This window comes from Gemmatimonadaceae bacterium (assembly GCA_036273715.1).
Classification (GTDB): Bacteria; Gemmatimonadota; Gemmatimonadetes; order Gemmatimonadales; family Gemmatimonadaceae; genus JADGGM01.
The window spans coordinates 73136-85586 of sequence record DASUHB010000053.1 but is presented as its reverse complement, the minus strand read 5'-3'; the positions used below and the strand labels follow the sequence as shown (position 1 = coordinate 85586).

Here is a 12451-nt window from a genome sequence, read left to right as displayed (position 1 = left end):
AGACAAGCCGGCGCTCTCGGCATTCACTTGGAGGTCACCCATGGCAACACGAGTCGAAGCGCAGACGAGCATGAGCGTCTCCGACTATGATTACAGTAGCTTCTTTTATTCGTCGAGCGATGACCCGTTCGCGATACTGGAGCCATACAACGAGTGGTACACCCGCGCGGTGCAGCAGGGTTACTATCTGTTCGCACAGGCGATGTCAACGCCGCCGCAAGGTTGGGTGCACCTCACTGAAGGATTGCACCACCGGCACGTCAAGCTCCTGAATCTGTCGTCGTACAACTACCTCGGACTCTCGTATCGTCCCGAGGTGATCGCGGCTGCGAAAGCAGCACTCGATCAATATGGGTTGGGCGCCGCCGGATCGCCGATCTTGAGCGGCACGATGGATGTGCACGTGCAACTCGAGGAAGCCATCGCTCGCTTCAAACGCAAGGAAGCAGCAATGGTGTTCCCCACCGGATACAGCACCAATGTGGGCATGATCTCGGGTCTCATGCGACCCGGTGACTGGGTCATCGCCGACCAGAATGCCCACGCGAGCATCGTCGACGGCGCCATTCTGTCCAAGGCGAACGTCCAGTTCTTCCGCCACAACAGTCCGGCGCACCTCGAGAAAAGGCTGCGCTCGACCACGGGCAAAAAGCTCGTCGCGATCGAAGGCGTGTATTCGATGGACGGCGATGTGTGCCCGCTGCCAGAGCTCGTCGAAGTCGCAAAGAAGTACGGCGCGCGCATCATGCTCGACGAAGCGCACTCCGCGTTCCTCTACGGCGAAAACGGCCGCGGTGTGGCCGAAAAGTTCGGCCTCGAGGATGAAGTCGACATTCACATCGGCACGTTCTCGAAGGCACTCGGCGGACAGGGCGGATATGTCGCCGGTTCGAAAAATCTGTACAATTATCTCAAGGGCTTCGCGCGCTCGCGCGTGTTCTCGTGCGCGCTTTCGCCGGTGGTCACGGCCGGCGTCCTGCGCTCGCTCGAGATAGCGCAGGCAGAACCGGAGCTCCGCACGAAGTTGTGGCAGAACGTGCAGCACATCCGGAAAGCGCTCGAAGATGAGGGCGTGGATGTTGGCGATTCGACGTCGCAGATCATTCCGATCATGGTGCGTAACGATCGCCGCGTCTTCGAGCTGTGCCACCAGCTGTTCCGCGCCGGACTGTATCTGCAGCCGGTGATCTATCCTGCCGTCGCCAAGCATCGGTCGCGCTTCCGCGTGTCGATCTCGGCGTCGCACACCTTCGACCAACTCGACGAGGGCGTGTCCATCCTCGTCCGCGTCCTTCGTGAAGAGGGGATCCTCGTATGAGCAGCAGAAATGACGGGTTCGTTCAGTATTATTTCCGCGACGCGATCGGCGGCTTCTTCGAGTTTCCGACGGAGAATGCGCGCGCCATCCTGCCGCCGGATCTGCAGCCCATCGAGCCGCACCATGGCTCGAGCGTCCTGAGCGTGATGGCGTTCGACTTCCACCAGAGTCCGGTGGGCGAGTACGGCGAGCTGATTCTCTCGATTCTCGTGTCGCCGCGCATCGAGCAGGGACAGCCCTGGCCGCGCTCGGCGTTCTATCCGTTCCGGTTAGGCACGACGACGCGCGAATCCCGCGAGCACGCCATCGAGCGCTGGCACCTGCCGCACTACATGCAGGACATCTCGATCGCATGGGAACGGGGCGACGGCCACATCACGATTCATGCGACGGACCGCGGGCAGTCGATCGTCGACATGACGGTCACCGAGCACGAGTGGTCCAACGTCGAACATCGCTACCAGGCGTTCATGAACGACGACGAGGGCGCGTATTCGTCGACGATCGTGATGCAGGGACAGTTCAGCGAGAACGAGGAAGAGCGCGGCGGCATCCAGATCCACTCGCAGGCGATGACCGACCTTCTCGAGGACTGGGAAGTGGACGTGACGCCGTTCCGGGAGCTCTGGATGAAAAACGGCAAGCAGACCTTCCACCCGCTGCAACAGCTGGCCAGTTACGCGCGGCGATGACGGACGTTTGCGTCATCGTGAATCCCGCCTCGGGCAAGGGGCGGGGCGCGAAGGCGGCGGAGCGGGTTAGGCGGGCCTTCGCCGCCGTCGGAGTCACCGACATTCGAACCACGCAGGCGAAGGGCGACGAGAAGACCGTCGCCCTTCGCGCCATCCAGGACGGGGTGCGCACCATCGTGGCCGTGGGCGGCGACGGGACGTGGAGCAACGTGGCGAACGCCATCCTGGGCGCCGGCGCTTCCGTTAGGCTTGCGCTCGCCGCCGCCGGCACGGGCAACGACTTCGCGAAGACCATCGGCGCGCCGGCATCGGACTACCACGCGACCGCCCGGCTGGCCGTGGACGGCCCCGACGTGCCCGTCGACGTGGGCCGCATCGAGCACCGGTTCTTTCTCAACGTCGCCGGGTTCGGATTCGACATTGCCGTGCTCGAGCAGGTCGAAACCGTGAACTGGCTGAAGGGTGATGCGCTCTACCTCTACTGCGCGTTGCGCCAGTTGTTCGGCTACCGCGGCATCACGGTCGACGTCGCGCCGCGCGGACCCGAGCCGCACCTCATGCTGGTGATTGCCAACGGAAAGAACTTCGGCGGCGCGTTTCGGATCGCGCCGGGCGCGAGCGTCACCGACGGGCTGCTCGATGCCGTGGCGATCGGCGCGGCATCGCCCATGCGGCGCATCTCGCTGTTCGGCGCGGCGACGAAAGGGACCCACGTCGGGAAGCCGGAGGTGCGCACGACACAGGCATCGAGCTTCACGCTCACGTTCGGCGCGCCGCCGGCCTATGAGACCGACGGCGAGTACAACCGCGCGAGCTCGGCCACGCTCGAGGTGCGGTGCGTGCCGGGCGCGCTGCGTGTGGTGACGCCGGCGTTGACGTGAAAGCGATCACGTTCGCGGCGCCGATTCCGCGCTATCTCGCGACGCTGGCGGGCGGCCGGATATCCGACCGGTTCTATTTCGGCGCCCTGGCGTGCACCCGCTACGGCGACGTGGACGAGCCGGCCCTGCCCTCCGAGCGCTGGGTGCGCATCCGCACTCGGTTAGGCGGCATCTGCGGCAGCGACCTCAATGTCATCACGCTCCAGGCGAGCCCGTCCACGTCGCCGTTTTCGTCGTTCCCGTTCGTGATCGGCCACGAGAACGTCGGCGACGTGGTCGAAGTGGGACGCGCAGTGCGCCGGGTGCCGGTCGGCGCGCGCGTGACGGCGAATCCGCTGCTATGCTGCGAACCGCGCGAGCTCGCGCCCCCGTGCGAGGCGTGTGCGGCCGGCCATCATTCGCGGTGCGCCCATTTCACCGACGGCGCCATCGCGCCGGGCATGTTGTTAGGCACGACGCGCGGCCTGGGCGGAAGCTGGGGCGAGACGTTCGTGGCGCACGAGTCGCAGGTGGTGCCGGTGCCCGACGCCATGACCGACGCGGAGGCAGTGCTCGTGGAGCCGTTCGCGTGCTCGGTGCACGCGGTGCTCTCACACCGGCCCGCGGCGGGCGCGCGCGTCCTGGTGGTCGGCGGCGGGTCCATCGGATTGCTCACCGTGGCCGCGCTGCGCGCGCTCGCGCCGGAGGCGCCCGTCACGCTGCTCGCGCGGCACGAATTCCAGCGCGCCCGGGCCAGCCGGTTAGGCGTAGAGCGCTCCGTGGACGCACGCGGCAACTATCTCCCCGCGCTCGCCGAGGCGGCCGGGACGCGACTGCTCGAGCCGATCTTCGGCAAGCCCGTCGGCATCGGCGGCTTCGACCAGACGTTCGTGTGCGTCGGCGGCACCGCCGCCATGGACGACGCCATGCGCGTCACGCGCGCCGGCGGCACCATCGTGCTGTTAGGCAATTCGAGCACGATGAACGGCATCGACTGGACGCCGCTCTGGCTCAAGGAGCTCACGGTGTGCGGCAGCCTGTGCTACGGCGCGCACGGGCACGCGAGTCCGTCGCGCTCGGCGTTCGATGAAGCGGCGCAGCTGATCGCCTCCAAGCGCGCACCGATCGGCGACTTCGTGACCCACACCTTCCCGCTGTCGCAGTTTCGTCGCGCGTTCGACGCCGCGCGCAGCAAGGGCGCCGAGCACAGCATCAAAGTCGCGTTCAGCAGCGGGTCGCGCTGACGCGAGAAACGTTGCTGCGGAACCAACGCCCAGCGACGCCGATTCGTCGGCTATAGCGGAAGGTTGCGCCGCGTGCTGGCCGGCCCTAGCATTGTCGTGTCTCCCATCTCTGCCGGAGGCTTCATGTCGTTGTTCGCTCGTAGAGTTGGCCTGTTGGCCGTGCCCGCTCTGACCATGTCGCTCGTCGCCGGCGCGGCACACGCGCAGGACTCGACGAAGGCCATCAAAGTCGGCGACCAGGCACCGGACTTCACCGCCGTCGGCGCCACACGCTTCGGCGTCCTCAAGGATCCGATTAAGCTGTCCGATTTCCGCGGGCAAACCGTGGTGCTCGCCTTCTTCTTCAAGGCGCGGACAAAAGGCTGAACGATCCAAATGGAGGCGTACCGTGATCAGTACGCCAAGCTCTTCAACGGTGGAAAGAAAGTCGTGGTGCTGGCCATGAGCGTCGACCCGGATACCGCACTCGCATCCTGGGCGCGCGACGAGAGCTTCCCGGTCCTGTTCGCGAGCGACTCGGGCGGCGACGTGGGCAAGAAATACGGGATCTACAACGACAAGTACAAGCTCGACACGCGTGTCCTGTACGTGATCGACTCGACGGGCAAGGTGACGTATCGCGCCATGCCCTTCCAGGAGCTCGCGGCCAAAGCGTACACCGAGCTGGCAGATGCGGTCGCCAAGACCGACGGCGCGCAGAGCGCGGGATCAGGATCAGGCTCGCCATAACAGAAGATCCGGCTCGGTTCGTCGCAGCACGGACGAGGGCGAGGATGGGAGAGCATGATCTTCCGCCTCGCCCTCGTTGCCTTACGGACCCACCGGCCCCGGATGGCGCAGATGCTCGGGATGCGCGTAGACGTTGGCGGAGTGTCCCCGAAGCAGACCGACGAGCGTCATGTTCGCGGCGTCGGCCAGCCGAATCGCGAGTCCCGTTGGGCGCGACACCGCGGCGAGCAACGGCACACCCGCCACCGCGGCCTTCTGCACCAGCTCGTAGCTCGCGCGGCTCGTCATGATGAGAAAACCCGTGCTCGCATCCGTGTGTTCGCGCGCGAGCGCACCGATCACCTTGTCGAGCGCGTTGTGCCGCCCAACGTCCTCGCGCACCACGCGGATCGTGCCATCCACCGTGCACCATGCAGCAGCGTGCATGGCGCCGGTGGCTCGATTGTACTCCTGTCGCGCACCCAGATCGGCTTCGGCGCGCCACAGCGCCGATGCCTCCAGCGGCTCGCGCCAGATCACGGTGCGCGGCTCGCGCAACGCCTCGGCGATCGTTTCCACGCCGCACAGCCCGCATCCGGTGCGGCCCGCCAGTTGCCGCCCGCGCGTGCTCAGTCGCTCGCCGGCCTCGGCGGGCACGTCGATCTGCAGCTCCACGCCCTGGCCGTGCCGCGCCACCTCGATCCGCTGTATTTCGTTAGGCGAACGGACGATCTCTTCGGACAGGCTGAAGCCGACCGCGAAGTCCTCGAAGTCATCCGGCGTGGCCATCATCACGACGTGCGGCCGCTGGTTGTACACGAACGCCACCGGGACCTCTTCCGCGACCGGCGCGTCGCCTGACGAAACGACCGCGCCATCGAGTCGCTCGAAGGCGCGGTCCCGAACGGGCCGGCTGTAGCCGAGCCCGAAGAGCGGGTGGTCCGGCCTGAGGGCCGGAGGCGGCGGGTCGGTCACGGCACGCCGGACCCCCACGCGGCGGTCCGCCTAACCGTGTCCATCGCCCGCGCCATTCCCGGCGTCGCGTGGGCCGCCGTCGGCGCGCGGGGCCGATCCACCGCCCTGCCCGTTGCCGGCGCCGCCGGCGACGCCCATGGGACGCGGACCGCGGTTCTGCACGTAGCGCCACCCGAAGCGGCCCTTGATGCAGAGATTGCCGCGCGTGATGTCGTGGTCTAACGGAGACATGACCCGCACGATCTCGTTGTCCTGCACCCGCAAGTCGAGCGTGCAGCCGACGCCGCAATACGGGCAGATCGTGCTCACCTCCGTCTGCCTGGATTCATCCCAGGTGCCCGCTTCGCGGCGGTCGAATTCGCTCTTGAACATGAGCGCGCCGGTTGGGCACACGGCGATGCAGTTGCCGCAGTACACGCACGCCGACTTGGGCAGCTCGACGGCAAACTCGGTCGAGATGCGCGCGTCGAATCCTCGTCCGGCAACGGCGATCGCAAACGTGTTCTGGTAGTCCGTGCCACATGCTTCGACGCACTTGTAGCACAGGATACACTTGCCGTAGTCGCGCACGTAGAGATCGTTGTCGATCTTCACCGGCTGGCCCACCGTGGCCGCGTAGTCCGCGCTCGGCGGCTCGTGGTGGCCGGCGGGCATCGCATCGCGTTCCCCCGCGGGCTCGTCCGGCGCCGGCGGGCCGTACCGCTCCGGCTTGCAGTCGTACGACGCCAGCCACCCGTCCACGTTGGGCGCCGTCGACAGGTCGACCGATGACGCCAGAAACTCGAGGACCATTTTCCGGCTGTGCCGGACGCGCTCGGAGTTGGTCGACACCACCATGTCGGGCTCGACGGCGCGCGAGCACGCGGGCACGAGCACCCGCGAGTTCTGGACCTCGACGACGCACACGCGGCACGCGTTCACCGGGTGCAGCGTCTCGAGATAGCACAGCGTCGGAATCTCGGTGCCTAACGTCTTGCACGCGTCGAGAATGGTGGTTCCTTCCGGCACGCGCGCTTTCTGCCCATCGATGGTCAGCTCGACCGTTCGCTTGGGCCGGGTGATCTCCACGAAATGCGTCATGGCGCGTTCCGCCCGTCGAAAATGCCGCAGCGCTTGATCGCCGATTCCACCGCGCTGTACGCCGTCTGGCCCAGTCCGCAGATCGACGCGTCCTTCATGGCGACGCCGATCTCATCGAGCAGCGCGAGCTCGTCGGCGACGCTCCCCCGCGTTTTCTTCACCGCCAGCCGGTGCAGCGCCTCTTCCTGCCTAACGGTACCCACGCGGCACGGCACGCACTGCCCGCACGATTCGTCGCGGAAAAACGCGGCCACGCGTCGCAAGACGTCGCCCATGTCGGCGGTCTCGTCGAATACCATGACGACGCCGGAGCCCAGCGTCGCCTTTGCGGCGCGCGCGCCCTCGAACGTCAGCGCGATGTCCAGCTCATCCGGACGAATGAACAGGCCGGCCGCGCCGCCTAAAAGAATGCACTGTGCCGTGTGGCCGGCCGTCACGCCGCCCGCCAGGGTGAGCAGATCGCGAAGCGTGGCGCCGAACGTCACCTCGTACACGCCCGGAGCCGCCACCGACCCGCACACGCAGAACAACTTGGATCCCGTCGACTGCGCCGTCCCGATCGTCGCGAACGCGGGGCCGCCCTCGAGCATGATGAACGGCACGTTCGCGAGCGTTTCCACGTTGTTGATCACCGTCGGCTTGCCGAACAGTCCTGCCTGCACCGGGAACGGCGGCTTGTTCCGCGGCTCGCCGCGGAAGCCTTCGATGGAATTGAAGACCGCGGTTTCCTCGCCGCAGATGTACGCCCCGGCTCCCTTGCGCACTTCGATGTCGAAGCGGAACGGCTGGCCGAGGATGCCGTCGCCGAGGAGTCCGCGCGCGCGCGCTTCATCGATGGCGTGTTGCACGCGCTCGATGGCTAACGGATACTCGCCGCGAATGTAGAAAAAGCCCTGCTCGCATCCGGTGGCGTACGCCGCGATCGTCATCGCTTCGACGAGCGCGAACGGATCGCCTTCCATGAGCACGCGGTCCTTGAACGTGCCCGGCTCCGACTCGTCTGCGTTGCAGATGATGTAGTGCGGGCGCTCGGGCTGGCGCGCGACCGCATCCCACTTCCGGCCGGCCGGGAACGCGGCGCCGCCGCGGCCTAACAATTTGGAGTCGAGCACCTCGCGGATCACGCCTTCGCGGCCGAGCTCGAACGCGCGGCGCAGCGCCTGGTAGCCGCCCGAGGCGCGGTAGGCATCGAGCCGTTCTGGGTCGACGACGCCGATGCGTGCGAGCAGGCGGAGCCCGGCCTGGCCTCGCTGCGGGAGCGGGATGCGCGCGGCGTTCTCCGCGTTGTCCCGTCCCTCGAGCATTGCGAGCGCGCGGTCCACCGTGAGCCCTCCCACCAGCCGCTCGACGGGCGCTTCGCCCGCCACGGTGAGTAGCGCCGCCGGCGCCTCGTCGCACATGCCGAGGCACGGGCTCGGCAGCCAGACAGCATCTGTATCCGACAGGTCGACGTGGCCGTTGCCTAACGCGCGCGGATGCGGCGCGCCGTGCGTCGCCTCGAGTCTCTCCAGTACCGCTCGAGCGCCGCGCGTGCGGCAGCAGATGTCATCGCACACGTGGAGCACGCGCTTGGGCCGCGGCGTCGTGGCCAGCAGCGCATAGAACGTCGCCACGCCCCAGGCGTCGGCCGGGGGCACGTCGAGCCGCGCGCAGATGTAGTTGAACGCGCCTTCGCTGATCCAGCCGACGCGCGATTGCACGGCCTGCAGCGCGGGGAGCAGCTCGTTCCGGCGGGCGCGGGCCGAGTGACCGCCGAACGCCACGTGTGCATCGCGCTGCGCCACGCGCTCGCCGCCATCCCACCCGGACGCGGGCGGACCAAGTCGTGCATCGATCGCCTCGCGTTCCTCGTCGGTAGGTCCGACGTCGAGCAGTTTCAGGTCCATCAGTCGCCTAACACAGGATCTGAGTGGCGGCGGAGCGCGCGGGCCGGCGCCTCGTCCGGCGCGCGCACCGGCTCGACCCGCACGGCGCACGCCTTGAACTCGGCCGTCCCGGAACGCGGATCGGTCGCGTCGATCGTGAGCAGGTTGACGCGTACCTGGTCCTGGAAGTGGAATGTCATGAAGACGAGACCCGCCCGCAGCGACGTATCGATGTGTGCTGGCGCGACGATGCTGCCGCGGCGCGAAGTGATGCGCACCAGGTCCCCGTCGCCAATGTCCAGGCGTCGCGCATCCTCGGGAGCAATGTCCAGCGTTTCGCCGCGCCTGAGCGGTGACGTATATCCGGCCGTCTGCACGCCGGTGTTGTACGAATCGAGGCGGCGACCCGTCGTGAGCGTGAACGGGTATTCGTCGTCGGGCAGTTCGACGGGCGGCTCGTACTCGGTGAGCGAGAATGCGGCTTTGGGCAACCCGACCGGATCGGCCCACAACCGCGCGTGCAGGAATTGTGCGCCCGGATCCTGTTCGTTCGGACACGGCCACTGGATGCCGTCCAACTCTTCGAGCCGGCGGTACGTCATTCCGCCGAACATGTCCGGCGCCATTTCGCGCACTTCGTCCCACACCTGCTCTGCGTTAGGCGTGCCCCAGTCGTGGCCCAACCGGCGGGCGACCTGCGAGATGATCCACAGTTCGTCGCGCGCGTCGCCGGGCGGCTCCAGCGCCTTGCGCACCCGCTGCACGCGGCGCTCGCTGTTCGTCACCGTGCCCTCCGCCTCGCACCAGCTCGCGGTGGCCGGGAGCACCACGTCCGCCAGCTCGGCCGTCTTCGTGAGGAAGATGTCCTGCACCACGAGGTGATCGAGATCCCGCAGCAGTTGCTCGGCGTGGTGTTGATCGGCTTCCGATTGCGCCGGGTTCTCGCCGATACAGTACAGCGACGTCAGCTCGCCGCGATCCATCGCCTGCAGCATCTCGGTGACGGTCCAGCCGTAGTTAGGCTGCAAGGTCACGTTCCATGCGCGATCGAATCGCCCTCGGATCTCGTCGTCGAGCACGTCCTGGAATCCGACCAGCTTGTTCGGAATCGCGCCCATGTCGCCGCCGCCCTGCACGTTGTTCTGCCCGCGCAGCGGATTGAGCCCGGACCCATACCGTCCGACGTGACCCGTCACGAGCGCGAGATTGATCAACGCGAGCACGTTGTCCGTCGCGTTGTGGTGCTCGGTGATGCCCAAGGTCCAACAGATGATCGCGCGGTCCGCACGGGCATACGTGTGCGCCGCTTCCCGGATGACGTCCGCGGGAACGCCCGTGATTCGCTGCGCGACCTCGAGCGTGTACGGCTCGACGAGAGCACGATACGCCTCGAACCCCTCGGTCGAATGCTCGATGAACGCCGTGTTGGCGAGCCCGGCGTGGATGATTTCGCGCGCCATCGCGTTCGCCAACGCGATGTCTGCGCCGACGTTCAAGCCAAGCCACACGTCGGCCCACTGCGCCGACGAGGTGCGTCTCGGGTCGACGACATATAACCGCGTCCCGTGGTTGATGCCTTTCAGGACGTGATGAAAGAAAATCGGATGGTTTTCGCGGGCATTCGCTCCCCACAGGAAGATCACATCGGTTTCTTCGATCTCCCTGTACGAGCTGGTGCCCCCGCCCGCTCCAAAGATCGTCGCCAGACCGACGACGCTAGGAGCGTGTCAGGTCCGATTACAACTATCGACGTTGTGCGTGCCGAACGCGACCCGGGCCAGCTTCTGCGCCAAGTAGTTCATTTCGTTGGTCGACTTGGAGCAGCTGAAAATGCCCAGTGCGTTAGGCCCGTGCGCGGCGATGTTGCGGCGGAACCCCTGGGCCGCGCGGTCGAGCGCTTCGTCCCACGATGCGGGATGGAGCGACCCGTTGTCACGCACGAGCGGTTGGGTCAGCCGCGAATAGCCGAGCTCGGTACTGCCGTTGCCTCGCATAATCCCCCAACAGAATGAAGGGAAAGACAGGCGATTCTCCTATAACAAATGAATCGCACTGCGCAACTGAAGTTTCAAGGCGAAAACAGGGCTGGAATCTCCTCTCGCGCCCGTCCGGCGCCCCGGCCGCGACGCAATCCACATGGCCAATTCCTGGATGACCGAAACTCGGAGCCCAGCACGCGATGCTGCCGACCGCGATGGCACACTCGCGCGCCATGCGGCACCTGGCGATCATTCGGGTCGTGAAAACACCGATGGATCGGGTGCCGGCCGTGGACGTCCCGCGTGATGCGAAGAGCGCGCTCGCCGCCCTCTACTGGGCGGCGGTGCAGGCCGTCGCGCCCGGGAAGGCCCTGCGCGCGGCGCTCGAGCGGCTGCCGATCGAGGATCGCGGCCGGCGCGTGTGGGTCATCGCCATCGGGAAGGCGGCGCATCCCATGGCCGCGACGGCGCTGGCCGTGCTCGCCGAATGGAATCGCGCGCCGGCCGGCGGCATCATCGTCGCGCCTAACGACGAGCCGTCGCCGCATCCGGCCATCGAAGCGCGCGTCGGCGACCATCCCGTTCCCGGCGCGCGCTCGCTGGACGCCGCAGCTCGCATCGGCCTCGTGGCCGGTCGCGTGCGTGAGGGCGACGAGGTCTGGGTGCTCCTGTCCGGCGGCGCGACGAGTCTCGCGGCGGCGCCCGAGGGCAACATCAGACCCGATGAGTTGTTCCCGCTGTACGAGCGCTTGTTAGGCTCCGGCCTCGACATCGCGCAGATGAATCTCATTCGCAAGCGCTTCTCGCGATGGAGCGCGGGACGGTTGGCCTTGGCGCTCGCTCCGGCGCGCGTTCGCAATTACATCGTGTCCGACGTGATCGGCGACGACCTGGCCACGATCGGCTCGGGACCGTGCGTGCCCGATCCAAGCACCGCGGCGCAGGTCCATCAAATGCTCGATGCCGCCGGACTGTGGGACGATCTCCCGTTGTCCATGAAGCGACTCGTCGGAGGCGCCGAGCGTGATCCATCGTTGGAGACGCCGAAAGCCGGTGATGCAGCCTTTGCGCGCGTCGAACGGCGCATCATCGCCAGTAATCGCGTCGCACTGGACGCAATCGAGGCGCGGGCCCGCGCCTTCGGATACGAGCCGCGCGTGGTGGGCTCGGCGCTCGCCGGAGAAGCGGCCGTCGTTGGCCGCCGCGTCGTCGCGACGTTGGGAAGCCATTGCGGCGCCGACGGACCATCCCTGTCGAGACGATCGGGACGCACCTGTCTCATTTGGGGCGGAGAGACCACCGTCTCGCTCGGCGCGGAGCACGGACGGGGCGGACGGTGCCAGGAGCTCGCGTTGTCCGCGGCGCGCGAGCTGGCCGAGACCGCGGGTCTCTCCGAGGCGGCGTTCCTCGCTGCCGGAACCGATGGTCGAGACGGAGATACGGATGCCGCAGGCGCGATCGTGACGCGCGGGACGTGGCGCGCCATAGAGCGTGCAGGACGAGATCCTGCGCGGGATCTGGCGTCGCACAACTCGTATCCCGCACTCGATGCAGCGGGCGCCCTGTTCAAGACGGATCTGACGGGGACAAACGTGATGGACGTCGCGATTGCCGTTTGTGGCGCGCCGGCGGACGAACGCCGCACGCGATTGACGCCGGCAGTGGCGCTCGAGGCCATCGCCGGTACATTGCGCCGGCGCAAGCAGTAGCAGGGATTCTTACATTTCGCC

11 protein-coding genes are annotated in these 12451 nt (G+C 67.1%); 7 read left to right on the top strand and 4 right to left on the bottom strand.

The window, feature by feature from the left end:
- The first annotated feature begins 40 nt into the window (after nt 1–40).
- From VFW04_11925 to VFW04_11900, 6 genes are all read left to right on the top strand, one after another.
- The gene (locus VFW04_11925; protein HEX5180031.1) at nt 41–1318 is read left to right on the top strand and encodes an aminotransferase class I/II-fold pyridoxal phosphate-dependent enzyme; all 1278 of its coding nucleotides are present in this window, start codon (nt 41–43) and stop codon (nt 1316–1318) included.
- Complete coding sequence (locus VFW04_11920; GenBank protein ID HEX5180030.1) at nt 1315–2010, top strand: acetoacetate decarboxylase family protein; 696 nt, start codon at nt 1315–1317, stop codon at nt 2008–2010. The genes VFW04_11925 and VFW04_11920 overlap by 4 nt, the downstream gene beginning before the upstream one ends.
- Nucleotides 2007–2891, top strand: a complete 885-nt coding sequence (locus VFW04_11915; GenBank protein ID HEX5180029.1) for a diacylglycerol kinase family protein — start codon at nt 2007–2009, stop codon at nt 2889–2891. Before VFW04_11920 ends, VFW04_11915 begins: the two co-directional genes overlap by 4 nt.
- The gene (locus VFW04_11910; GenBank protein HEX5180028.1) at nt 2888–4114 is read left to right on the top strand and encodes an alcohol dehydrogenase catalytic domain-containing protein; all 1227 of its coding nucleotides are present in this window, start codon (nt 2888–2890) and stop codon (nt 4112–4114) included. Before VFW04_11915 ends, VFW04_11910 begins: the two co-directional genes overlap by 4 nt.
- Before the next feature lie 153 nt (nt 4115–4267).
- Nucleotides 4268–4480 (top strand): hypothetical protein, encoded by a 213-nt coding sequence (locus tag VFW04_11905; protein ID HEX5180027.1) that lies wholly within the window; start codon nt 4268–4270, stop codon nt 4478–4480.
- A gap of 9 nt (nt 4481–4489) precedes the next feature.
- Complete coding sequence (locus tag VFW04_11900) at nt 4490–4843, top strand: redoxin domain-containing protein (protein HEX5180026.1); 354 nt, start codon at nt 4490–4492, stop codon at nt 4841–4843.
- 81 nt (nt 4844–4924) lie between these two features.
- Here VFW04_11900 and fdhD read toward each other — a convergent pair whose 3' ends face one another.
- Genes fdhD through fdhF form a run of 4 tightly spaced genes read right to left on the bottom strand, consistent with a single transcriptional unit; the run spans nt 4925 to nt 10736 of the window.
- Nucleotides 4925–5797, bottom strand: coding sequence for a formate dehydrogenase accessory sulfurtransferase FdhD (gene fdhD, locus VFW04_11895; GenBank protein HEX5180025.1), 873 nt, complete (start codon nt 5795–5797; stop codon nt 4925–4927).
- Nucleotides 5798–5827: 30 nt separating this feature from the next.
- Nucleotides 5828–6877: a 2Fe-2S iron-sulfur cluster-binding protein gene (locus tag VFW04_11890; GenBank protein HEX5180024.1), complete on the bottom strand. Its 1050-nt coding sequence runs from the start codon at nt 6875–6877 to the stop codon at nt 5828–5830.
- Nucleotides 6874–8763, bottom strand: coding sequence for an NAD(P)H-dependent oxidoreductase subunit E (locus VFW04_11885; protein HEX5180023.1), 1890 nt, complete (start codon nt 8761–8763; stop codon nt 6874–6876). The genes VFW04_11890 and VFW04_11885 overlap by 4 nt, the downstream gene beginning before the upstream one ends.
- Nucleotides 8763–10736, bottom strand: a complete 1974-nt coding sequence (gene fdhF, locus VFW04_11880) for a formate dehydrogenase subunit alpha (GenBank protein ID HEX5180022.1) — start codon at nt 10734–10736, stop codon at nt 8763–8765. Before fdhF ends, VFW04_11885 begins: the two co-directional genes overlap by 1 nt.
- Before the next feature lie 185 nt (nt 10737–10921).
- Between fdhF and VFW04_11875 the strand changes: the two genes are divergently transcribed.
- The gene (locus tag VFW04_11875) at nt 10922–12430 is read left to right on the top strand and encodes a DUF4147 domain-containing protein (GenBank protein ID HEX5180021.1); all 1509 of its coding nucleotides are present in this window, start codon (nt 10922–10924) and stop codon (nt 12428–12430) included.
- The last annotated feature ends 21 nt before the right edge of the window (nt 12431–12451 follow it).